This window comes from Streptomyces scopuliridis, assembly GCF_042790125.1.
GTDB lineage: Bacteria > Actinomycetota > Actinomycetes > Streptomycetales > Streptomycetaceae > Streptomyces > Streptomyces scopuliridis_A.
This window is the reverse complement of sequence record NZ_JBHTZS010000025.1, coordinates 34,860-57,917: the sequence shown is the minus strand read 5'-3', so window position 1 is coordinate 57,917 and position 23,058 is coordinate 34,860. Positions and strand designations below refer to the sequence as shown.

Annotated in this window: 19 protein-coding genes and 1 tRNA gene; 9 read left to right on the top strand and 11 right to left on the bottom strand. The window is 70.4% G+C overall.

Annotated features, from left to right (window positions below; genetic code table 11):
* The first annotated feature begins 226 nt into the window (after nucleotides 1–226).
* The 3 genes from ACFRKB_RS29460 to ACFRKB_RS29450 all read left to right on the top strand — a co-directional run bounded on the left by ACFRKB_RS29460 (nucleotide 227) and on the right by ACFRKB_RS29450 (nucleotide 4,796).
* Nucleotides 227–1,612 (top strand): NAD(P)/FAD-dependent oxidoreductase, encoded by a 1,386-nt coding sequence (locus ACFRKB_RS29460; RefSeq protein ID WP_383109594.1) that lies wholly within the window; start codon nucleotides 227–229, stop codon nucleotides 1,610–1,612.
* A 279-nt stretch (nucleotides 1,613–1,891) separates the two neighbouring features.
* The gene (locus ACFRKB_RS29455; RefSeq protein ID WP_383109593.1) at nucleotides 1,892–3,226 is read left to right on the top strand and encodes a class I SAM-dependent methyltransferase; all 1,335 of its coding nucleotides are present in this window, start codon (nucleotides 1,892–1,894) and stop codon (nucleotides 3,224–3,226) included.
* 190 nt (nucleotides 3,227–3,416) lie between these two features.
* Nucleotides 3,417–4,796, top strand: a complete 1,380-nt coding sequence (locus tag ACFRKB_RS29450; protein ID WP_383109591.1) for a phospholipase D-like domain-containing protein — start codon at nucleotides 3,417–3,419, stop codon at nucleotides 4,794–4,796.
* Nucleotides 4,797–4,895: 99 nt separating this feature from the next.
* Here ACFRKB_RS29450 and ACFRKB_RS29445 read toward each other — a convergent pair whose 3' ends face one another.
* Together ACFRKB_RS29445 and ACFRKB_RS29440 are read right to left on the bottom strand one after the other, a co-directional pair.
* Nucleotides 4,896–7,439, bottom strand: a complete 2,544-nt coding sequence (locus ACFRKB_RS29445) for an ABC transporter permease (RefSeq protein WP_383109590.1) — start codon at nucleotides 7,437–7,439, stop codon at nucleotides 4,896–4,898.
* A 267-nt stretch (nucleotides 7,440–7,706) separates the two neighbouring features.
* Complete coding sequence (locus ACFRKB_RS29440) at nucleotides 7,707–8,477, bottom strand: ABC transporter ATP-binding protein (RefSeq protein ID WP_365973860.1); 771 nt, start codon at nucleotides 8,475–8,477, stop codon at nucleotides 7,707–7,709.
* 409 nt (nucleotides 8,478–8,886) lie between these two features.
* Here ACFRKB_RS29440 and ACFRKB_RS29435 point away from each other — a divergent pair.
* A tRNA-Leu gene (locus ACFRKB_RS29435) sits at nucleotides 8,887–8,969 on the top strand.
* Between the two features lie 204 nt (nucleotides 8,970–9,173).
* On the top strand, nucleotides 9,174–10,052 hold the full coding sequence (locus tag ACFRKB_RS29430; protein WP_383109589.1) for a Bax inhibitor-1/YccA family protein: 879 nt from the start codon (nucleotides 9,174–9,176) through the stop codon (nucleotides 10,050–10,052).
* A gap of 95 nt (nucleotides 10,053–10,147) precedes the next feature.
* Here the strand turns inward: ACFRKB_RS29430 and ACFRKB_RS29425 are convergent, their stop codons facing one another.
* A complete protein-coding gene (locus tag ACFRKB_RS29425) occupies nucleotides 10,148–10,378 on the bottom strand; it encodes a DUF4287 domain-containing protein (protein WP_365753322.1) in 231 nt (76 codons plus the stop codon).
* 111 nt (nucleotides 10,379–10,489) lie between these two features.
* On the opposite strand from ACFRKB_RS29425, the gene ACFRKB_RS29420 reads away from it, so the two are divergent.
* Nucleotides 10,490–10,810, top strand: a complete 321-nt coding sequence (locus ACFRKB_RS29420; protein WP_365973862.1) for a hypothetical protein — start codon at nucleotides 10,490–10,492, stop codon at nucleotides 10,808–10,810.
* Between the two features lie 27 nt (nucleotides 10,811–10,837).
* Here the strand turns inward: ACFRKB_RS29420 and ACFRKB_RS29415 are convergent, their stop codons facing one another.
* The 3 genes from ACFRKB_RS29415 to ACFRKB_RS29405 form a co-directional block, all read right to left on the bottom strand.
* Entirely contained in the window at nucleotides 10,838–11,695 is an 858-nt protein-coding gene (locus ACFRKB_RS29415) for a hypothetical protein (protein WP_383109651.1), read from the bottom strand.
* A gap of 321 nt (nucleotides 11,696–12,016) precedes the next feature.
* Nucleotides 12,017–13,237 (bottom strand): acetyl-CoA C-acetyltransferase, encoded by a 1,221-nt coding sequence (locus tag ACFRKB_RS29410; RefSeq protein ID WP_383109587.1) that lies wholly within the window; start codon nucleotides 13,235–13,237, stop codon nucleotides 12,017–12,019.
* A 157-nt stretch (nucleotides 13,238–13,394) separates the two neighbouring features.
* The gene (locus ACFRKB_RS29405) at nucleotides 13,395–14,477 is read right to left on the bottom strand and encodes an SGNH/GDSL hydrolase family protein (protein ID WP_383109650.1); all 1,083 of its coding nucleotides are present in this window, start codon (nucleotides 14,475–14,477) and stop codon (nucleotides 13,395–13,397) included.
* A gap of 156 nt (nucleotides 14,478–14,633) precedes the next feature.
* Here ACFRKB_RS29405 and ACFRKB_RS29400 point away from each other — a divergent pair, with 156 nt between their 5' ends.
* A complete protein-coding gene (locus ACFRKB_RS29400) occupies nucleotides 14,634–16,028 on the top strand; it encodes a cystathionine beta-synthase (RefSeq protein WP_383109586.1) in 1,395 nt (464 codons plus the stop codon).
* A gap of 295 nt (nucleotides 16,029–16,323) precedes the next feature.
* Here ACFRKB_RS29400 and ACFRKB_RS29395 read toward each other — a convergent pair whose 3' ends face one another.
* From ACFRKB_RS29395 to ACFRKB_RS29375, 5 genes are all read right to left on the bottom strand, one after another.
* Nucleotides 16,324–16,746, bottom strand: coding sequence for a hypothetical protein (locus ACFRKB_RS29395; RefSeq protein WP_383109584.1), 423 nt, complete (start codon nucleotides 16,744–16,746; stop codon nucleotides 16,324–16,326).
* A gap of 42 nt (nucleotides 16,747–16,788) precedes the next feature.
* The gene (locus tag ACFRKB_RS29390) at nucleotides 16,789–17,742 is read right to left on the bottom strand and encodes an ABC transporter substrate-binding protein (protein WP_383109649.1); all 954 of its coding nucleotides are present in this window, start codon (nucleotides 17,740–17,742) and stop codon (nucleotides 16,789–16,791) included.
* A 67-nt stretch (nucleotides 17,743–17,809) separates the two neighbouring features.
* Nucleotides 17,810–18,475, bottom strand: coding sequence for an ABC transporter permease (locus tag ACFRKB_RS29385; protein ID WP_383109583.1), 666 nt, complete (start codon nucleotides 18,473–18,475; stop codon nucleotides 17,810–17,812).
* A 6-nt stretch (nucleotides 18,476–18,481) separates the two neighbouring features.
* Entirely contained in the window at nucleotides 18,482–19,141 is a 660-nt protein-coding gene (locus ACFRKB_RS29380) for an ABC transporter permease (protein WP_383109582.1), read from the bottom strand.
* Nucleotides 19,138–20,328, bottom strand: coding sequence for an ABC transporter ATP-binding protein (locus tag ACFRKB_RS29375; protein WP_383109580.1), 1,191 nt, complete (start codon nucleotides 20,326–20,328; stop codon nucleotides 19,138–19,140). Before ACFRKB_RS29375 ends, ACFRKB_RS29380 begins: the two co-directional genes overlap by 4 nt.
* A gap of 154 nt (nucleotides 20,329–20,482) precedes the next feature.
* Here ACFRKB_RS29375 and ACFRKB_RS29370 point away from each other — a divergent pair, with 154 nt between their 5' ends.
* Nucleotides 20,483–22,156 (top strand): aromatic amino acid ammonia-lyase, encoded by a 1,674-nt coding sequence (locus tag ACFRKB_RS29370; protein ID WP_383109648.1) that lies wholly within the window; start codon nucleotides 20,483–20,485, stop codon nucleotides 22,154–22,156.
* On the top strand, nucleotides 22,153–22,989 hold the full coding sequence (locus ACFRKB_RS29365; RefSeq protein WP_383109579.1) for a MurR/RpiR family transcriptional regulator: 837 nt from the start codon (nucleotides 22,153–22,155) through the stop codon (nucleotides 22,987–22,989). The genes ACFRKB_RS29370 and ACFRKB_RS29365 overlap by 4 nt, the downstream gene beginning before the upstream one ends.
* The last annotated feature ends 69 nt before the right edge of the window (nucleotides 22,990–23,058 follow it).

The window sequence follows — 23,058 nt, the reverse complement described above, 5'->3', positions numbered from 1 at the left end:
CGGTTCCGGGCACGTTACGCGCGTATGAATGGGGCGGGGTGGTTCACCCCCGGTCAGGTGCTGAGGGCCAGCTCACGAGGGGTGCGCAACGACTAAACCCGTCGCCTGGTTCCCCCTGTGGACCATGACGTCGATCACGCGGGCCGCGCAGTGTAGCACTAGGGGGCCCATACCTTGTGAAGGGGCTCACGAGCCACCCCCCTGAGAGGGGTGGATACTCGATGGCATGAGCACCACGGAGCGTCCCAGGATCCTCGTTGTAGGCGGTGGGTACGTAGGCCTGTACGCAGCTCGTCGCATTCTGAAGAAGATGCGCTACGGGGAGGCGACCGTCACGGTCGTTGACCCTCGCTCGTACATGACGTACCAGCCCTTCCTCCCCGAAGCCGCCGCCGGCAGCATTTCGCCTCGGCATGTCGTCGTCCCGCTGCGACGCGTGCTGCCCAAGGCTGAGGTGCTCACCGGCCGGGTCACGACCATCGACCAGGACCGCAAGGTCGCCACGGTCGCGCCGCTCGTCGGCGAGGCCTATGAGCTGCCCTTCGACTACCTCGTCGTCGCCCTCGGCGCCGTCTCCCGTACCTTCCCGATCCCCGGCCTCGCCGAGCAGGGCATCGGTATGAAGGGCATCGAGGAGGCCATAGGGCTGCGCAACCACGTACTGGAGCAGCTCGACAAGGCCGACTCCACCACCGACGAGGAGGTCCGCCGCAAGGCGCTGACCTTCGTCTTCGTGGGCGGCGGCTTCGCCGGTGCGGAGACCATCGGTGAGGTCGAGGACCTGGCGCGCGACGCGGCGAAGTACTACACGAACGTGAAGCGCGAGGACATGCGCTTCCTCCTCGTCGACGTCGCCGACAAGATCCTTCCCGAGGTCGGCCCGAAGCTGGGTGCCTGGGGCAAGGAGCACCTGGAGAGCCGTGGTGTCGAGGTCTATCTGAAGACCGGCATGGACTCCTGCGTGGACGGCCACGTCGTGCTCAACAACGGCCTTGAGGTCGACTCCAACACCATCGTGTGGACGGCCGGCGTCAAGCCGAACCCGGCGCTCGCCCGCTACGGTCTGCCGCTCGGCCCGCGCGGCCATGTGGACACCAGCGAGAAGCTCCAGGTGCAGGGCACGGACTACATCTGGGCCGCCGGCGACAACGCCCAGGTCCCGGACGTCGTCGGCCGCAAGGCCGGCAACCCGAACGCCTGGTGCCCGCCGAACGCGCAGCACGCGCTCCGGCAGGCGAAGGTCCTCGGCGACAACGTGATCTCCGGTATGCGGGGCTTCCCGCAGAAGGAGTACAGCCACGCCAACAAGGGTGCGGTCGCCGGTCTCGGCATGCACAAGGGCGTCGCGATGATCGTCATGGGCAAGATGAAGATCAAGCTCAAGGGCCGGCTGGCCTGGTACATGCACCGTGGCTACCACGGCGTGGCCATGCCGACCTGGAACCGCAAGATCCGCGTCTTCGCCGACTGGACGCTCGCGATGTTCCTCAAGCGCGAGGTCGTCTCGCTCGGCGCCATGGAGACGCCGCGCGAGGAGTTCTACGAGGCCGCCAAGCCGGCCCCGGCGGCAGCCGCCGCGTCGTCCGCGCCGGAGAAGGCGAAGGCCTCCTGACGCCGCCGCGCTGAACCCCGAAAGGGCCGCCCGCCATCCGTGGTGCGGGCGGCCCTTTCGTCTGCCCGCCGCTCCCCCCTCGGGGCCGGGCGGCGTCCCCTCTCGGGGCCGGGCGGCGTCCCGGCGCGGGGAGAAAAGCGCGCACATCCACCCTAAAGTGCGTGGTAGATGCAGGTATTTTGCCGTCCCATTGCGCGTCGCCGGGACTGCATCCTCACCCGACCGGTGTTTACGTGGTGTTGAGCATTTCCGGTATTCCTCATCACGGAGGTGTACGCCATGGCCGACGCCGCGCTGCGGCTGACCACTCTTGCCGAAGAGTTGCTGGGGGCCCCGCTCCCGGTCCGTATCCGTGCCTGGGACGGCAGTGAGTCGGGTCCCCCCGACGCCCCGGCCCTGATCATCCGTAACCGCCGTGCCCTGCGGCGCCTCCTCTGGAAACCCGGCGAACTGGGGCTCGCGCGCGCCTGGGTGGCCGGTGAGATCGATGTGGAGGGCGATCTCTACGAGACCCTGGGACTTCTCGCCGGGCTCATCTGGGAGCGCGGCGCCGACACCCACGACGAGATTCACCCCGCGCTCGACCCCCGTATGCGCGCCGCCGCGCGGGGGCTCGTACAGATCGCGGGACCCTGGCCGCCGCCCGCCCCGCCCGCCGAGGAGATCCGGCGGCGGCACGGCGCGCTGCACACCAAGCGCCGCGACCGGGCGGCGATCAGCCACCACTACGACGTGGGCAATGACTTCTACGAGCTGGTGCTCGGCCCCTCCATGGTCTACTCGTGCGCCTACTGGGGCGACGGAGACGGCGTTGGAGAGGGCCACGGGGACGGCCAAGGGGACGGATTCACCCTTGAGGACGCACAGCGCGACAAGCTCGATCTGATCTGCCGCAAGCTCGGCCTCAAGGAGGGCGACCGGCTGCTCGATGTCGGCTGCGGCTGGGGCTCGATGGCCATCCACGCCGCCCGCGAGTACGGCGCCCGCGTCACCGGCGTCACCCTCTCCCGGGAGCAGGCCGCCTACGCGCGCAAGCGGGTCGCGGAGGAGGGCCTCACCGACCGGATCGAGCTGCGGGTCCAGGACTACCGGGACGTCAGGGACGGGCCGTACGGCGCGATCTCGTCCATCGGGATGGCCGAGCACGTGGGCTCGGTCAAGTACCGCGAATACGCCGACGATCTGTACGCCCTGCTCAAGCCCGGCGGCCGGCTGCTCAACCACCAGATCGCCCGCCGCCCCGAGAAGGACGAGAGCAGCTACCGCGTCGACGAGTTCATCGACGCGTACGTCTTCCCGGACGGCGAGCTGGCGCCGCTCGGCAGGACGGTCGCCACGCTGGAGGAGGCGGGCTTCGAGACCCGCGACGTCGAGTCGCTCCGGGAGCACTACGCACTGACCCTGCGCCGCTGGGTGGCCAACCTGGAGAACCACTGGGCCGAGGCCGTACGCGGCACCTCCGCCGGACGCGCCCGCGTCTGGCGCCTCTACATGGCGGCGTCCGCGGTCTCCTTCGAGCGGAACAAGATCGGCGTCAACCAGATCCTGGCGGTGAAGACCCCGGAGAGCGGTGCCTCCGGGATGCCGGCGCGAGCGCGCGTATGGGGCGGCTGACGCGAAAGTCGTACGGGTGACATGAGGTGAATGTGCGCCCGGACGGTGAGGGCGAGTTGGTACGTTCTGCCGTCCGGGACCGGATGACGGAGCCGCTGGGCATACCCCTGCCCGGCGGCTCCGTTTTCCGTGCTCCCGGTATGTGTTCCCGATACGCGCTCCCTGAGCCGAAACCGAACAGGAGGCCGGTGTGCACCGCCATCGCCACCGCAGAACCCGGCTGTTGGGCCTGACTGTCGCCCTGATGTCCGTCGTGGCCTTCCCCGCCGCCGCGTGGGCCGACGGGGACGACGGGTCCGAGTTCCATGCCCCGTCCGAGGCGGAATTCCCGTCCGAGGCGGGTTCCTCGTCCGAAACCGAATCCTCGTCCGAAGCCGAATCCCCGTCGCCGTTCCGGTTACCGGCCGGGGCCCCCGGAGCCCCGGTCACCACCGGCGCGATCTTCAACGACCCCGCGGGCACCCCCGCCCAGCGGGACAGGATCAGGGACCATGTCGTCTCGCTGGTCGACGGCTCCGCCGCGGGCAGCTCGATCACCGTGTCCCTCTACACCTTCACCGACGACACGGTCCGCAAGGCCCTGATCGCCGCCAAGGAACGCGGCGTCGCCGTCCGGGCGATCCTGGACTACAAGTCCCACGAGGCGGTGACCGCCGGTGGTGAGTACGAGAACCTGGCGGCCGGCCTCGGCACCGACCGCGCCCGGCCGTCCTGGGTGATGTCCTGCCCGTCGAACCGCTCGTGCGTCGGCAACCGCGCGATCGGCAGCCGCGCGATCAACCACAACAAGTTCTTCCTCTTCTCCCGCACGGGCGGCGTGGCGAACGTCGTCGTGCAGACCTCGGCCAACATGACCGGCACCCAGCGGACCGATCTGTTCAACAACGCCGTGACGATCGCCGACCCCGGTCTCTACGACAACTACGCGGCGTACTTCTCCGACCAGCTGAGGTACGGCGCCTCCGGCTCGGGTCTCGCGACGTACTACCGGACGCCGTCCAGCGCGACCGACCCCGCGTACAAGACGTACTTCTTCCCGCGCCGGGAGACCTCCGGCACGGACTACCGGAAGGACCCGGCCACCGACACGGTCAAACTCATCCTCGACAAGGTCGCCTGCTCGTCCACCCGGCGCTCCGAGGTGCGGATGGCGGCGAACCTGTTCTACCGCGACCAGATCGCGAGCAAGCTCGTGGCCATGAAGAACGCGGGCTGCCTGGTGTATCTCGCGGGCGACGGCAATCCGAACGGCGGCGGCGTCGGCGTACCGTCGCTGGGGAGGACCGTCACCTCCATCGTCTCCGGCAAGCTCACGCAGCGCGTGGAGTGCTGGGAGAACCCTCCCACGAGCGGGGCGCCGAAGATCGGGCTGCACTCCAAGTACCTGCTGGTGAGGGGTACGTACGACGGCGTGGCCAACAAGAAGATCGTCTGGACCGGCAGCCACAACTACTCGTGGCAGGCGCTGCGTTCGAACGACGAGACGCTCCTGAAGATCGACAACGCCGCGATCCACGACCAGTACAGGGCCAACCACGATCATCTGATGCGGTACTGCGCCGGTACGTGAGCAGTGAGTACGTGAGCACATGAGTACGTGAGCACGCGGGAGAGGGCGGCCCCCCGCCCTGGGGGTACCGCCCTCTCCCGTTCGCCGCCCGGTCCCGTGCTACTCGGTCTTGATGGCCGTCAGCATGTTCAGCTTCGCGGCGCTGCGCGCCGGCCACAGCGCGGCCAGGACACCCACCAGACCGGCCAGCACCAGGAAGAGCCCGATCCGGTCCCACGGGATGACCAGCGCGTAACCAGGGATCTGGTCCTTGATGGTCTCCCCGATCGCCCAGGCCACGAACGACCCGAGCCCCACGCCGATCACCGCGCCGAAGACCGAGATGACGACGGCCTCCAGCCGGATCATCCGCTTGACCTTGCGCCGGTCCAGGCCGATGGCCCGCAGCATGCCGATCTCCTGCTGACGCTCGAAGACGGACATCGCCAGCGTGTTGACGACCCCCAGGATCGCGATGACCAGGGCCATCGCCAGCAGGCCGTACATGATGTTCAGCAGGGTGTTGATCATGCCGCCGAACTCGTTCCTGATGTCCTGATGGTCCATCACGGTGATCGCCGGGTTCTTGCCCAGCGAGTCCACCAGCGCCTGCTCGTTCGCGGCGCTCGCGCCGCCGTCCATCTTCACCCACACCTCGGGGATGAACGGCTTGGCCTCGTGTGCGCCGGCCAGCTCGGTCGACATCAGCACCGGCGACAGGAACTCGTTCCCCTTGTAGGTGGCACCGACCTTCAGCTCGCCCTTCTTCTGGTCGCTGAAGGTGACCGGCACCGTGTCACCGACCTTCCAGCCGTTGGACTTCGCGGTGTCCTCGGCCACCGCGATCCCGCCCTGGGCGAGCGTGTCCATCGAGCCGGAGACCGAGGCGACGGTGATGACCTTCTCGATGTCCCCGGGGGTGACCGCGGAGGCGGAGTGGAAGTCGCCCTTGATCTCCAGCGAGGCGGCCTGCTGCGGAGAGACCGCGCTCACGCCGGGCGCCTTCTCCAGCGCGGTCACCGCGCTCTTGTCCAGATCGCCCGCGCCCGCCATCCGCACCATGTAGTCGGCCTTGATGTTGTCCGTGGTCGCCTTGTCCACGGCCTGGCCGATGGTGACACCGAGCACCGTCAGCCCGGTGACCAGCGTGAGCCCGATGGCCAGCGCGGAGGCGGTGGCTCCGGTACGCCGCGGATTGCGGACGGCGTTCAGCCCGGCCAGCTTGCCGGACACCCCGAAGACCCCGCGCATCAGCGGCCGTACCAGCGCGATGACCGGACGCGACAGCAGCGGGATCAGCACGATGATGCCGACCATCGTCAGGAACGCGCCGGCACCGATGAGCATCCGGCCGTCGGAACCGGCCGCGGCGCCCGCGACGATCCCGGCGGAGCCGAGCAGGGCCAGCGCGCCGCCGATGGAGTTGCGTACGACGAGCGACTTGGTGGTGGCCACGCCGTGCACGCTGTTCATCGCGGCCACGGGCGGGATCTTCGCGGCCCGGCGGGCGGGCAGCCAGGCGGCGAGCAGCGTGATCAGCACCCCGACACCGAAGGCCGCGCCGACCGCGGTCGGCGAGATCACCAGCGCGCCCGCGGGCACCTTCGCGCCGGTCAGGCCCATCAGCGAGCGCAGCGCGACGGCGAGGCCGACACCGAGGACGAAGCCGATCGTGGAGGCGATCGCGCCGACCACCGCGGCCTCGGCCAGCACCGAGCGCTTGACCTGGCGGCGGGAGGCGCCGACCGCGCGCAGCAGCGCCAGTTCCCTGGTGCGCTGGGCGACCAGCATGGTGAAGGTGTTGGAGATCAGGAAGACGCCGACGAAGAGCGCGATGGCGGCGAAGGCCAGCAGCATCTGGTTGAGGCTCTCCAGGCCCTTCTTGATCTGGGCCGCCTGGTCGGCGGCGAGCCGCGTGCCGGTCTGCGCTTCGGCGTTCTCCGGCAGCAGGGGCTTGACCTGGTCCAGGATCCGGCTGTCGGAGGCACCGGCCGCGGCGGTGATCGTGAGATCGCTGTAGTAGCCGGGCTCCAGATAGAGCTTCTGCGCGACGGCGGTGTCGAAGAGGACCAGACTGCCGCCCGCGTTGACCTGTCCGTCGTCGGTGGTGAAGACACCGGTGAGGGTGTACTCCTTCACCGGCCCGTTGGTGGCGACCCGTACCGGCTCGCCGACCGTGTACTTCCCCTTGACCGCCGTCGCCTTGTCGAGCGCGATCTCACCGTCCTTGGTGGGCCCCGAGCCCTGGGTGAAGGTGTAGGAGGCGTCCTTGCCGTCCTTGTCCGGCGCGAAGTTGGAGCCGGTGTTGGCCCAGCCGTTGCCGATCAGCTTGCCGTCGGGGTCGGCGACCCCGGCGAAGCCGTTGACCCGGCCGGTGACGGAGGCGACCCCGTCCAGGCCCTCGATCTTGCCGACGGTCTCCTGGCTGACCCCGTAGGACGCCTTGCCGGCGTCGCCTTCGCCGGAGTCGCGGGTGTCGTACGAGGTGACGCCGACGGCGACGTCCTTGTAGCTCTTGGCCGACTGGTTCTGGAAGGCGTTGCCGAGGGTGTCGGTGAAGACCAGGGTGCCGGAGACGAAGGCGACGCCGAGCATGACGGCGAGGACGGTCATCAGCAGCCTGGCCTTGTGCGCGAGCACGGTGCGCAAGGCGGTACGGAACATGGTGGAAGTCCTGGTGAGGGTGGGCGGAGAGGGCAGGCCGGAGGGGCGGGCCGGCACGACGGACCGGACCGGGGGAGGCGGCAGCGGGGCCGACTGCCGGAGCGTCAGCGCGAGTGGGCCGCGTACGGGTCAAGGAGCGCGTACGGGTGGAGCACCACGTACGGGTTAACGGTCACGTACGGCTCGGACGGGTCGTACGGGTCCGTACGGGTGATGGGCCGGGAGCCGCGTACGGCCGCGTACGGGTGGAGCGGAGCCGGCGGAGCGTCAGCTCGTACGGCCCTTGGCGTCGAAGGCCTTCATCCGGTCGAGCACCCCGTCGGCGCTCGGGTGCAGCATCTCGTCGACGATCCGGCCGTCGGCGAGGAAGATGACGCGGTCCGCGTAGGAGGCGGCGACCGGATCGTGCGTCACCATCACGACGGTCTGGCCCAGTTCGCGTACGGAGTTGCGCAGGAAGCCCAGCACCTCGGCACCGGAGCGCGAGTCCAGGTTTCCGGTCGGCTCGTCACCGAAGATGATCTCGGGCTGGGAGGCCAGCGCGCGGGCGACGGCCACGCGCTGCTGCTGGCCGCCGGAGAGCTGGGTGGGCCGGTGGCCGAGCCGGTCGGCGAGCCCGATCATCGAGATCACCTGGTCCAGCCACTGCTTGTCGGGCTTGCGGCCCGCGATGTCCATCGGGAGCGTGATGTTCTCCAGGGCGGTCAGGGTCGGCAGCAGGTTGAACGCCTGGAAGATGAAGCCGATCTTGTCCCGGCGCAACTGCGTGAGCTGCTTGTCCTTGAGGGTCGACAGCTCGGTCTCACCGAGCCGTACGGAGCCGCTGCTGAAGCTGTCGAGGCCGGCCACGCAGTGCATCAGCGTGGACTTGCCGGAGCCGGACGGGCCCATGATCGCGGTGAACTCTCCCTGCCGGAAGTCCACCGAGACCCGGTCGAGGGCGACCACCTGGGTCTCGCCCAGTCCGTAGACCTTCGACAGATCGGAGGCGCGGGCGGCCACGGCGGTTGCGCGGTGGGCGAGCGAGGTGGTGGTCACGGGAGGACTCTCCTGTCGGTGCGCTGTGAGGACTCCTCCATCCTCACGGCGGGGGGCGCGCGAGTCGTCCGCCGCGGTAACCGTTCCCGGGGCCCCCTGTGGTCTGACCGCCGGGCCGCCACCTCCTCCTCGGGGATGACTCGACCCCTGAGCCGGGTCCGCCGTGAGTCGTCCCCGGGCCGCGTGTACGCGGTGACGGTGCCGAATGCGTAACCGGGCGGCGACTTTTCGTCATTCCTGTGTGCCTCGGTCGGAGATGACCACCCGCGCCCGGCATGTGCGGATGGCTCGTTACGTGCCCTGACGCACCCTCAGACGTCAATAAAATAAGACAACATCGGGTAGCCGCTCGGCTGTTCGAGTGGCGTGCCCCGATAGGCTCCTGTGCCAACGCGGCGTCGCGCGCCTTGCCCGGATGGTGGAATGCAGACACGGCGAGCTTAAACCTCGCTGCCCCTCGGGGGCGTGCCGGTTCAAGTCCGGCTCCGGGCACATCACTGACGCATGCCGGCCGGCCGGCCCGGTGGACGCGCCGGTCCGGGGGCGTTCCGGTGTGACGAGGGCGTTCCGGTGTGATGAGACGCACCCGCCGGACGTCACGATCCTGGAAAGATCCTCCCCGAGCACTAGGGCGTACGCTTTGCGCTCCCATTACTCTTGTCGCAAGGCCGCGCAGGGCGGCCATGGAGGAGTGAGATGAGGAGCAGTAACCCGGTCTTCTCGCGACGGGGCTTCAGCCGCGACAACGGCCACGCGGGCTTCAACGCGGCGCCGCAGGCCGGGGGCCCCGCTGTTGGAACCAACCCGTACGCGACCAACCCGTACGCCACCAACCCCTACGCCCCGCAGCAGGGCACCCAGCTCGGCGGCCCGCAGGCGCCCGCGCGCCCCGACGTCATGACGATCGACGACGTCGTGAGCCGTACCGGCATGACGCTGGGCACGGTCGTGCTCGCCGCCGTCCTGTCGTGGGTCCTGCTGCCGGTGGACCCCGCCAACCTCGGCAAGTCGTACGGCATCGCGATCGGTGCCGCGCTGGTGGCGATGGTCCTCTCGCTGATCCAGTCCTTCAAGCGCAAGCCGACGCCTGCGCTGATCCTGGCGTACGCCGCCTTCGAGGGTGTCTTCCTCGGTGTGATCAGCTCCGCGGTGAGTACGTACCTCTCGCCCGGTGTGGTCGTCCAGGCGGTCATGGGCACGATGGCGGTCTTCGCCGGTGTGCTGTTCGCCTACAAGATGCGCTGGATCCGGGTGACCCGGCGCTTCTACGGTTTCGTGATGGCCGCCGCCATGGGCTTCGTGCTCCTGATGGTCGCCAACCTGCTCTTCAGCGTCTTCGGCGGCGGTGACGGCCTCGGCTTCCGCAGCGGCGGTCTGGGCATCATCTTCGGCATCGTCGGGATCATCCTCGGCGCGTGCTTCCTCGCGCTCGACTTCAAGCAGGTCGAGGACGGCGTCGCGTACGGCGCTCCGCGCGAGGAGTCCTGGCTCGCGGCCTTCGGTCTCACGCTGACGCTGGTGTGGATCTACCTGGAGATGCTGCGGCTGCTGTCGATCCTCCAAGGCAACGACTGACGCGGCACGGCCGAGCAGCACGGCCGAGCAGCATGAAGGGGTCCGCGGGCACAGTGCCCGCGGACCCCTTCCGCGTGCCGGACCGTCAGGCCGGCTCAGAGCAGGCGGCGGGCCGCCCGTCGCAGGTCGTATTCGTGGATGATCGCCTTCGCGTGTCCGTACGCGAGGTTGTGCTCGCCCCTCAGCCAGCTGACCTTCTCCTCGAAGCGGATGAGGGCCGGACCTTCCTCGACCGTGCGAAGCCAGTCGGAGATCTCTCTGCCGGTGCAATGAGGGATACGGGAGAGCATGTTGCGGTGGGTCTCTTCGGAGAAGACAAGGGACATCGGCGCCTCCGGACGCTTTACGCGTACTGGTCCTTCACGCCACGGTGCCTGAGCGTTGGCCTGTTGGCAACAGTCCCGTAGGCGCCCTGTCCGGTCGCGTAAGGTCACGGCGTGCTTGATACGACGCCGCTGACGGCCGCAGTGAACCGATTCGCCGACCGGCTGCGGGCAGCCCCGCAGAGCCGCCTCCAGCGCGGAGCCGCCGCCGAGGCACTGGCGCTGGCCAGGGAACTGTCCGTACGGGCCCAGCGGCTCGACGCCCCCGGCGAGGAGCCCCGGATCATGCCGGACTCCGGCGTCTTCGTGGTCGCGGACCAGCTGACGGTCGCGGCCGGGGATCTGGCGGAGGCATTGCGAACGGCCCCGTCCGTGGTGGAGCTGGACGAGGCCGTGAGGTCGGTGGAGCGGGCGGCGGCGCGAGCCGCGCTCTGAGGCGGCGGCCTGCCCCGCGATCGGGGCCTAGAAGGACGCGATGACGCGGTCCGCGAGGATGTAGACGTGCTCACCGCCGCACGAGAAGGTCAGGGCGTACGCGCCGGAGACTCCGGAGCCGCCCAGCAGGAACGGGGCCTCGCCCTCCCGCAGCGCCTCGGCGAGCCGCTCGGCGGTCTCGCGGTGGCCCGGGGTCATGCAGAGCGTCGTGCCGTCGGCGAAGACATAGACGTCGAGGGTGCCCAGCGGGCCGGGACGGACGTCCGCGAGCGCCGTACCGGTCTCGGCGAGCTCGTCGAGCCGCGACACCGTGCGCTCGTGGTCGGTGACGACGGGGGTCTGCAGCGGCACGAAGTCCGGGTGCGAGGGGTGCCGGCGACGGGCGGCGGCCAGCTCGGCGGAGTCCTCGGCGAACTCACCAGCCTCACCCACCCCGCTCACCTCGCTGACCTCGGTCAGCTCCGGGTAGTCGGCGAAGTCGTCGAGCGCGTCGGCGGCGTCGAGATCCAGCGCCTCCAGCCCGGCGAAGTCCACCTGGCGGGGCACGTAGTACGGGCTCTCCTCGGCGCCGAAGCCGGGCAGGCCGCCCAGCAGCGACGGGGTGTCGGCGGCGTCACGGGCCTCCTGGGCGGCCCAGAAGGCGCGCGCCTCGGCCAGCTCGCGCTCACGCTCCTCGGCGAGGGCCTCGGCGACGGCGGTCCGTATGTCGTCGGCATGGGTGGCGCTTCTGGCCTGCGGTACGGCAGCGGTGAAGTCGCCCGGGGCCGACGCGGCCAGTTCACCGCGCAGCGCGCTGACCTGCCGGCGCAGCCCGTGGGCGGCGTGCAGGGCGGCGACGCCCACGGCCGTGGCGGTGGCTGTGGTCAGCAGCAGGGCAAGAGACATGGCGCTCACTGACACTCCCGATTCCGATCGATACCCCCGACTTCCTACCTCAGCTTGTCGAAGGCGAGCACCGCTCGTCAGTGCATTACGTCACGAATTGGACAGGTCTTTGGGCCTTATGTTTACCGTTAATACGGCTCTGACCTGGGCAAAGGAATCTCCCCCGGGGGTAGGTCACATCCTGGGGGAGATTCAGTCACAACTGGGGATCGACGGGGTTGAGGTGCGCTTATCCGACTCGCGCGACTACTCTCCGCTAAGAATCGGCCCGGTTCGGCCCGGCCGGGTTCGGCCCGGCCCGGTTCGGCTCGGGCGCGCGGTTCAGCTCAGGCGCTCGATGACCATGGCCATGCCCTGGCCGCCGCCCACGCACATCGTCTCCAGACCGAACTGCTTGTCGTGGAACTGGAGGCTGTTGATCAGCGTGCCGGTGATCCGCGCGCCGGTCATGCCGAAGGGGTGGCCGACGGCGATGGCGCCGCCGTTGACGTTCAGCTTCTCCAGCGGGATGCCCAGGTCCCGGTAGGACGGGATGACCTGGGCGGCGAACGCCTCGTTGATCTCGACCAGATCGATGTCGTCGATGGTCAGCCCGGCGCGGGAGAGGGCCTGGCGGGACGCCTCGACCGGGCCGTATCCCATGATCTCCGGCGACAGGCCGGTGACGCCGGTGGAGACGATCCGCGCCAGCGGGGTCAGACCCAGCTCGCGCGCCTTGGTGTCGGACATGATCACGAGCGCCGCCGCGCCGTCGTTGAGCGGGCAGCAGTTGCCGGCCGTCACCAGACCGTCGGGCCGGAAGACGGGCTTCAGGCCCTGGACGCCCTCCATCGTGACGCCCGCGCGCGGTCCGTCGTCCTTCGCCACGACCGTGCCGTCCGGGGTCGTCACGGGCGTGATCTCGCGCTCCCAGAAGCCGTTCTTGATGGCCTCCTCGGCGAGGTTCTGGGACCGTACGCCGAACTCGTCCATGTCCTGGCGGGTGACGCCCTTGAGGCGGGCCAGGTTCTCGGCGGTCTGGCCCATCGCGATGTAGGGGTCCGGGACCAGGCCGTCCTCGCGCGGGTCGTGCCACTCGGCGCCCGTGCTCTGCGCGACCTCGGCGGTGCGGGCCTCGGCGTCCGCGAAGAGCGGGTTGTGCGTGCCCGGCATGCCGTCCGAGGAGCCGTTCACCGAGCGCGAGACCATCTCGACCCCGGCGGAGATGAAGACATCGCCCTCGCCCGCCTTGATGGCGTGCAGCGCCATGCGGGAAGTCTGGAGGGACGAGGAGCAGTAGCGGGTGATGGTGCAGCCGGGGAGGTGGTCCATGCCCAGCTGTACGGCGACGATCCGGCCGAGGTTGTGGCCCTGCTCGCCGCCGGGCAGGCCGCAGCCGAGCATCAGGTCGTCGATGTCCCGGGGGTCGAGCTCGGGGACCTTGGCGAGCGCGGCCTCGATGATCACGGCGGTCAGGTCGTCGGGGCGCAGTTCCTTGAGCGAGCCCTTGAAGGCCCGGCCGATGGGGGAACGGGCGGCAGAGACGATCACGGCTTCGGGCATCACGGCTCCATGGGGACTGAGGGTTGAGGGTGAGGCACAGATCTGTCTGGGAAGTTACCCGTACGTACTGCCGCGGGCACCGGGCGGGACATGTGATGCGGACCTCTTTTCTAAGCGCTTGCTCACGCGGTGGCGGCGCGGCGGCGGCGCGCGGCGTTCAGGCCTCCCGGCCCACCTGTGGGGTCTCCTCGACGTCCGGAGGCACCTCCGGGGGGACGGCCGGGGGTACGGCCGGAGGTACGTCCGCGGAGACCGCTCCCGGCGGGACGGCCCCCGCCGGCGTCGCTTCGGCCGTTGTCGGCAGACGGCGGCGGCGACGGTGCTTCAGCAGGGCCCACGGGGCACGGGCGCCGGTGACCTCGGTGCCCGCCTGGGCCGCCGCCGCCGAGGCGGCCTTCGCCACCGGCAGCATGTCCTCGTCGCGGGTCGCGTCGAGGCGGTCCGTCTCCGGCCACAGATTGAGCACGGCGCACAGCGTGGGCAGAACGGCCATCGCGGCCGTCGCGTACCCCTCGGCCGACGGGTGGTAGTTGTCCGGGCCGAACAGCTCCCGCGGGTTCGCCGCGAACTCCGGGCCCAGCAGATCGCCCAGCGAGACCGTACGGGCCCCCTGCTCGACCGCCACGATCGTCTGCGCGGCGGCCAGCTGCCGGCTCACCCGGCGCGCCAGCCAGCGCAGCGGCTGGTACACCGGCTCGATCGTGCCGAGATCCGGGCAGGTGCCGACGACCACCTCCGCCCCGGCCGTGCGCAGCCGCCGTACCGCCGCCGCCAGACACCGCACCGACTGGGTCGCGGGCAGCCGGTGCGTGACGTCATTCGCGCCGATCATGATCACGCAGACGTCCGGGACCCGGGCCGTGTCCGACAGCAGCAGGGTCACCTGCCGGTCCAGATCGTCCGACCTGGCTCCCGGCAGCGCCACATTCCACAGATCCACGGGGCGCTCGGCGACCGCGGCGAGCCCCGAGGCGAGCAGCGCCCCCGGGGTCTGCCCCGCCCGCCGTACGCCCTGTCCCGCCGCGGTGGAGTCGCCGAGCATGCCCATGCGCAGCGGCTCCGTGTGCCCGTAGGCCAGTCCGTACCATCCGTCGCCGCTGGGCGGTACGGGGGCGATCCCGCCGCCCACCGACCGCTTCGCCAGCTGGACCTCCGCCAGCAGCACTCCGACGCCCGCCGCTCCCAGCAGGCCGATACTGCCGCCGCCGTAGGCCGCACCCGCGGCGATCCGCCGCGCCACCCTCGCCCTCGACACAGTCCGAGCCACCTCCTCCAGGCCGCCGTACGCACGAGTACGTGTGCGTACAACAGCTAACTGCCCCGTAAGGACTGTCACCCAATCTCGCTCGTGTGCGCATACCCTGGCCGCACCATCACGGAGACCCCGGAGACAACGGTGCAATTCCACGACTCGATGATCAGTCTGGTTGGCAATACCCCGCTGCTGAAGCTGACCAGCGTGACCGAAGGCATTCAGGCGACAGTCCTGGCCAAGGTCGAATACTTCAACCCCGGCGGTTCGGTGAAGGACCGGATCGCCCTGCGCATGATCGAGGCCGCCGAGGAGAGCGGGGAGCTCAAGCCCGGCGGCACGATCGTCGAACCGACGAGCGGCAACACCGGCGTCGGCCTCGCCATCGTGGCTCAGCGAAAGGGCTACAAGTGCGTCTTCGTCTGCCCTGACAAGGTCTCCACGGACAAGATCAATGTGCTCCGGGCCTACGGCGCCGAGGTCGTCGTCTGCCCGACGGCCGTCGATCCCGATCACCCCGACTCGTACTACAACGTCTCCGACCGGCTGGTCCGCGAGACGCCCGGGGCCTGGAAGCCGGACCAGTACAGCAACCCGAACAACCCGCGCTCGCACTACGAGACGACCGGTCCCGAGCTGTGGAAGCAGACGGACGGGAAGATCACCCATTTCGTCGCGGGCGTCGGCACGGGCGGCACGATCTCCGGGACCGGCCGCTTCCTCAAGGAGGCCAGCGGCGGGCGCGTACGGATCGTGGGCGCGGACCCGGAGGGATCGGTCTACTCGGGCGGTTCCGGGCGGCCCTATCTGGTCGAGGGCGTCGGTGAGGACTTCTGGCCGTCGGCGTACGACCGTACGGTCACGGACGAGATCATCGCGGTGTCCGACAAGGACTCCTTCCAGATGACCCGGCGCCTCGCCAAGGAGGAGGGCCTGCTCGTCGGCGGCTCCTGCGGCATGGCGGTCGTGGCCGCGCTGAAGGTCGCCGAGGGACTCGGCCCGGACGATGTCGTGGTCGTTCTGCTGCCGGACAGCGGCCGGGGCTATCTGAGCAAGATCTTCAACGACGAGTGGATGAACGACTACGGCTTCCTGGAGCAGGGCGGCGACGCGGCGAGCGTCGGTGACGTCCTGCGGCACAAGGAGGGCGCCATCCCGACGCTCGTCCACATGCACCCGGAGGAGACCGTCGGCGAGGCCATCGAGGTCCTGCGGGAGTACGGCGTCTCGCAGATGCCGATCGTGAAGCCGGGCGCCGGCCACCCGGACGTGATGGCCGCGGAGGTCATCGGTTCGGTCGTGGAGCGGGAGCTGCTGGACGCGCTGTTCACCCGGCGCGCCTCGCTCGGTGACCCGCTGGAGAAGCACATGTCCTCCCCGCTGCCGCAGGTGGGCTCCGGCGAGCCGGTGGCCGATCTGATGGCCGCGCTGAGCGGCTCGAACGGCTCCGACGCCGCGATCGTGCTGGTGGAGGGCAAGCCGACAGGCGTCGTGAGCAGGCAGGATCTGCTGGCGTACCTCTCGAAGGACGTGAAGTAACGCCGGGGAGCGGCCGGCCGGAGCCGCGAAGGCGTGGGTTCGCGAAAGTGGTACGAGCGCGACACGTCAGCGCAGCACCGGCTTAACACGTGTCCGGCACATTGGTCGTTGTCGGCGTCAAGGACCTCCGGAGCGGCTCCCGGACCTCCATGGACGCCTGGACACGAGACCGGCCCTGACCCGGACCGTGTCCCTCGCGGGGACCGTCGTCGTCCCGCCCCCCGGCAACGGGGGTGCGGCGGTCCCCGCGACTACTTCTTTCGCGTGGTACTCCGCCCGGCGGGGACCGCCCCCGTCATTCCTCCCAGTCGGAGGTCTCACGCCGCTTCCGCTCGGGCCAGGGCCAGCCGCGGGCGGCATGCACCGCGTTCACCGCGACGATGCCCAGCCAGCAGACGACCAGCCCCTTGAAGCCGGTGTTCACCGCGGCTATCGCGGTCAGCGGAATGGCGAGGACCAGCGAGACGACGCCGAACCCGAAGCGCTCGCCGAACCCCGCCCCGGCGCCGGCCGGACGCGGGCCGCCGCCACGGGCGGCCACCATCTGCTGCTCGGCGAGCCGCCGCCGGACATGACGGTCGGTCATCCCGTCCATGCGCTGCTCCACCTTTTCGAGGAACGATTCGATCAGTGCGGGCTCGTAGTCCGCCCCCAGCTCGTTACGGGCCTGAAGGGTGGCGTCGAGCTCCTTCTTGAGCTCAGGGTCGCGGGCTTCCATAACGGCCACGGTACGAAGCGGGACGTCCTCCGCGCATGGGGGCTAGCCCCCGTTTTTCCCTGCGGACTTCCTCAGCCCATGGTCCGCCGCCCAGGCGTTCGCGACGTCCTCCGGGTCCTTCTTGTCCTTGTCCACCTGGCGGTTGAGCTCCGTCAGGGCCTCGGTCGTCAGGGCGTTGCCCAGCCGGGCCAGCGCCTTGCGCACCGTGGAGTCGGCCTTGCGGTCGGCGATCAGGGGGACGATGTGCTGGCCGGGGATGAGGTTCTTGGGGTCGGTGAGGACCACCCAGCCCTCGGCGGCGATGTCGGTGTCCGTGGTGAAGAGATTGGCGACATCCACATCGCCCTTCTTCAGCGCGCCCTTGACCAGCGGTCCCGAGGAGTCGAGCGACTTGAACTCCTTGAAGTCCACGCCGTACACCTCCTTGAGCCCGACGACGCCCACGACCCGCTTCTTCACCTCGGGCGCCGCGCCGATGACGAGCTTGCCGTTCTGCTTCTTCAGATCCGCCAGCGTTCTGAGGCCGAACCTGTCGGCGGTCTCGCGGGTGACGGCGAAGGCGTCGGAGTCCTCCGCCTTGCCGTACGGGAGGATCTGGAGGCCCGCGGGGAGGACGACGGCGAGGGCGTTCTGCATCTCGCCCTCCTCCGTGGCCGTCGCCTTGGGGTCGAGGTAGTGCAGCAGCGCGCCCTGGTACTCGGGGAGCAGATCGATGTCGCCGCCCTTGAGCGCCGGGATGAGGATCTCGCGGGTGCCGAGGTTGGGGCGGACCTTCGTCTTCACCCCGGCGGCGCCGAGCACGGCCGCGTAGAGATAGCCGAGGATCTGGTTCTCGGTGAAGTTGGCGGTGCCGATGGTGATGCCGTCCGCGCTGGAGCCGCCGCCACCGCCGGCGCTGCCCTGGCCGTCGAGGGAGGTGATCCCGCTGCTGCACGCGGCGAGCGCGGGGACGGAGGCCGCGGCGAACAGCCCGCCGAGCAGTCTGCGCCGGTTCATGGGCGAATTCATGGCCGAGTTCCTGGCCGAGTTCTTGGGCGAGTTCGAGGTCACTGGAGTGGTCTCCCTAGGCGGCGGTGCGGTGGCGGAAGAGGACGCGCTGAAGCCCTGACAGCGCCAGATCGAGGACCACGGCGACGACCGCGACCAGCACGGCTCCGCCCAGTACCTGGACCAGGTCGCGCTGGGCCAGGCCGTCGAAGACGTACCGGCCGAGCCCGCCGAAACTGACGTACGCGGCGATGGTCGCCGTCGCCACCACCTGGATCAGCGCGAGCCGCAGCCCGGTCATGATCAGCGGCAGCGCGAGCGGGAGTTCGACCTGGAGGAGCACCTGACGGCCGCGCATGCCCTGGCCCCTGGCCGCGTCCTTCACCTCCGGGTCGACCGCGGTCATCCCCGCGTACGTATTGGTCACGATGGACGGGATGGCGAGGGCCACCAGCGCCACGTACACCGGGGTCATGGACAGCCCGCTGGCCAGGAAGACCAGCACGACGAGCCCGACCGTGGGCAGGGCCCGGCCGAACGAGGCGAGGTTGATGGCGAGGAACGCGCCCCGGCCGGTGTGCCCGATGAGCAGCCCGAGGGGCAGCGCGATCAGCGCGGCGATGACGGTCGCGATCAGCGAGTACTGGAGATGCTCGGCGAGGCGGTGCCCGATGCCGTCCGGGCCGGACCACTGCTCGCTCGACACCAGCCAGGAGCCGAGGTTCTTGAAGAGTTCGTACATGTCAGGTCAGGCCTTCCCGCTCTTCGGGTGCTGCTGCCTCGTCCAGGGGGTGAGCACGTACTGCACGGCCACCAGCAGCGCGTCGGCGACCAGCGCGAGCAGCAGGGTCAGGACGACGCCGACGACCACCGGGGTGGGGAAGTTGCGCTGGAAGCCGTCGGTGAAGAGCTGGCCGAGGCCGCCGTCGCCGATATAGGTCGCGACGCTGACCAGCGAGATCGACATGACGGTGGCGATCCGTACGCCCGCCATGATCACGGGGAGCGCGAGGGGCAGCTCGACGGTGAGGAGCGTACGCAGCGGGCGCGTGCCTATGGCGATCGCGGCCTCGCGCGCCTTGGCCGGGACGGAGTCCAGTCCCTCGACGGTGTTCCGCAGCAGGACGACCAGTGTGTAGATCGTCAGGCCGATGACCGTGGTCGTCCTGGTCAGCCCGGAGACGGGCAGCAGCAGCACGAAGACCGCGATGGACGGGATCGTGAACAGGACGTTGGAGAGCCCGAGCAGGAAGCCGCGCAGCGGCCGGACGCGATGCGCGAGCACGGCCAGCGGGAGCGAGATCAGCAGCCCGAGGAGCACGGCGGTCAGGGCGGCCTGGAGATGGGAGAGCGTGAGGGTGGTGAGATCGCCCGCGTGGTCGGATATCCACGCCCACTCGATGGTCATACGGTCCCGCCCGGGGTCTTCGACAGGGGCGCGGGGGGCGCGGCCTCGGCGGCTCCGGCTTCGGCGGTGTCGGCGGTGTCGGCTCCGGCTTCGGCTTCGGCGATGCTCACGGCCGCCCGCGCCGCCTCCTGGTGCCTGCGGCCCGCGTGCTCGTGGATGGCCTCGCGCGAGGTGACCCCGGTCAGCACGCCGTCGGCGTCCACCCGGGCTATCTGACCGGCCGGGGAGGCGATCGACTCGTTCAGCGCGGCGAGCAGGGTGTCGGTGTCGCGCAGCGGCCGTACGGGCGTGAGCGGGGCGGCGTGCGTACCGTCCGGGTCCAGCCAGCCCAGCGGCTCGTTCCGCGCGGAGACGACCAGCCGCGGTCCCGAGCCCGCCGGGGGAGCCGGCTCGTCCTCCCGTACCGTCGTGGCCCGCTGGAGCGGCACCTCGGCGAGCGTCGTCAGCGAGAGCAGCTTCAGCTCGCGCTCCGCGCCGAGGAAGTCCGCGACGAAGTCGTCCGCCGGGCGGGCCAGCAGCTCGGCGGGGGCGGCGCACTGCACGAGATGGCCGCCGGTACGGAAGACGGCGATCCGGTCACCGAGCCGTACCGCCTCGTCGATGTCGTGGGTGACGAACGCGATGGTCTTGTTCAGCTCGCGCTGGAGCCGGATCAGCTCGTCCTGGAGCTGGGTCCTCACGACCGGGTCGACCGCGCCGAACGGCTCGTCCATCAGCAGCACCGGCGGATCGGCCGCCAGCGCCCTGGCCACCCCGACGCGCTGCTGCTGGCCGCCCGAGAGCTGGTGCGGGTAGCGCTTGCCCGCCTCGGCGGTCAGCCCGACCGTCTCCAGCAGCTCCGCGGCCCGCGCACGGGCCTTCTTGCGGCCCCAGCCCAGCAGCAGCGGCACGGTCGCGATGTTGTCGAGGACCGTACGGTGAGGAAAGAGGCCCGACTGCTGGATCACATAGCCGATACCGCGCCGCAGCTCGGCGGCGTCCTGTTCGAGCACGTCCCGGCCGCCGAGCCGGATGGTCCCGGACGTCGGGTCGACCATCCGGTTGATCATGCGGAGGGTGGTGGTCTTGCCGCAGCCCGAGGAGCCGACCAGGACGGTGATCCCGCCCTCCGGCATCTCCAGTGTGAGGTCGTGAACCGCCGTGGTGCCGTTGGGGAAGCGTTTGTTCACCGCGTCGAATTTGATCATCAGTTGTCCCTTGCCCCGCGTCCCTTGCCCGGCTGCATATAGTCATGCAGAGTTCTCGTTGACTGAATAGATTGTCAATGCCCCCGGGTAAATCACTCGTTACGGATGGCCGCAGGGCAAGACATAGCGTCCGATAAGGAGGCGTTCGCGCATGATGTCGTCCCACATGATGGACTCCCCGGCTGCGCGCACCACCCCGAGCACGGCCATCGTCGTACTGGACGGACAGAGCCTCCCGGTGACCGATGTCGTACGGCTGGCCGACGGCGCCGCTCGTCCGGTACCCGGAACCGACGCGATGAAGCGTGTCGAACAGAGCTGGAACCTCGCGCGCGAGCTGGCCGCCTCCGGCCGGGTGTACGGGCGCTCCACCGGCGTCGGCGCCAACCGTACCGAGGCCGTGCCCACCGAGGCCGCCGCCGACCACGGGCTGCGGCTGCTGCGCAGCCACGCCGGCGCCATCGGCGACCCGCTGCCCGCCCGCGAGGTCCGCGCCATGCTCGCCATACGGGCCAACCAGCTCCTCGCGGGCGGCGCCGGACTGCGGCCGACCGTCGTCACCGCGCTCTGCGAGGCGCTGGAGGCCGGCGCGTACCCCGTGGTGAACGAGTTCGGCTCGGTCGGTACGGGCGACATCGCGGCCCTGGCCCAGATGGGGCTGGCCCTCGCCGGTGAACACCCCTGGCAGGGCGGCCGGGCGCCGGAGGCGCAGCCCCTCGACAACAATGACGCCCTCGCCCTGATCAGCAGCAACGCCCTCACCCTCGGGCAGTCCGCGCTCGCCCTGCACGAACTGCGCCGGCTGTCGCTCGCCACCGAACTGGTCGCCGCGCTCTCGCTGCTGGCCGTCGACGGCTCGTACGAGGCGTACGCGGAGCCCGTGCACGCCGCGCGCCCGCACCCCGGCTCGTACGCCGTCGCCGCCGACATGCGGGCGATTCTCGGCGCCCCCGAGCGGCCGGGACCGCCCCTCGGCCGGATCCAGGACCCGTACGGCTTCCGCTGTGTCCCGCAGATCCACGGCCCGGCGCGCGACGCCGCCGACGCGCTGGAGAACGCCCTCGCCGTCGAGATCAACGCCGCCGCCGAGAACCCGCTGATCCGCCCCGGCACGGAGGAGGACCCGGTCCCCGCCGCGTACCACCACGGCGGCTTCTATCTGGCCCAGATCGCGCTGGCGCTCGACCACTTCAGGCTCTCGCTGGTGCAGACGGCGCGGCTCTCCACCTCCCGGCTCTCCGCGCTCAACGAGCCCGCCTTCACGCGGCTGCGGCCCTTCCTCGCCGACGCCGAGCCCGCGAGCTCCGGGGTGATGATCCTGGAGTACGCGGCCGGGGCGGCCCTCGGCGATCTGCGGGCGTTCTCCGCGCCGGCCTCGCTCGGGCACGCGGTACTGTCCCGTGGCGTGGAGGAGCAGGCGAGCTTCGCCTCGCTCGCCGCCCGCCAGACGCTGCGCCTGGGGGGCGCGTACCGGCTGGTCGTCGGCTGCGAACTGGTCGCGGCCGTACGGGCCTTGCGGCAGCGCGGACTGCGGCCGGATCCGGGGCTTCCGGTCGGCAGGGCCTTCGAACTGGCCGAGACCGTACTCCAGGGCGAGGCCGCCGACCGGCCGTTGACCGATGATGTGACAGCAGCCGCCGCGCTGCTCGACCGGTTCACGGATCTGGTGACGGAGCTGGTGAGGCGTCCGGTGGGGCATACGGTGGCGCATCCGGTGAACGAACCGGCCGCGGCCGGCGGGACCTTGGCTGGCCCGACCGACTCGACCGACTCGACCGACTCGACGGAACCGACCGAACCGACCGAACCGACAAGGGGGATCGCATGAGCGACAGTCCTGCCGCCCGACTCCAGCAGCTCTTCGAGGGCCACCGGCTGACCCCCACTCAGCGGCGCATCGCGCACAGCATGGTGCGGCGGCCGGCGGACGCGCCCTTCCTGTCGAGCGTCGAGCTGGCGGAGCTGGCGGGGGTCAGCCAGCCGTCCGTCACCCGCTTCGCGGTCGCGCTGGGCTTCGACGGCTATCCGGCGCTGCGCAGACATCTGCGCGATGTCGCGCCGGCCGGCCCGGAGGAGGGCGAGTCCACGTACAACGAGTACCAGCAGGCCGTACGCGGCGAGATCGAGAACCTGCGCCAGCTCGCCGAACTGCTCGCCGATCCCGGCCCGGTGGAGCAGGCGGGACGGCTGCTCGCCGCCTCGCGCCCACTGCCCGTCCTCGGCCTGCGCGCCGCCTCCTCACAGGCTCGCGGCTTCGCCTACTTCGCGACCAAGGTCCATCCGGACGTACGGCTGCTGGACGAGGGCGGCACGATGCTCGCCGACCGGATCGACGCGGCCGGCACCGCGGGCGCGAGCGCGCTGCTCTGCTTCGCGCTGCCGCGGCATCCGAAGGAGGTCGTGGACGCGCTGGCGTACGCGCGGTCGACCGGACTGACGGTGGTGACGGTCGCCGACTCGGCGTTCGCGCCGGTCGCCAAACACAGCGACCTGCTGATCCCGGCGGCGGTCGGCACGGGGCTCGCCTTCGACACGGCGTGCGCGCCGATGCTGCTGGGGCGGGTGCTGCTGGAGGCAATGTGCGACGCCCTGCCGGACGCGCAGGCGCGGCTGGAGGACTTCGACGCACGGGCGGCGACGCGGGGGCTGTTCGTGGAGTAGCGGTGCGCGGTCGGTTGGGGGGTGCGCGGGAGTGGAGTGGGGTGGTGCGGCCCCCACCCGCCATCGAAC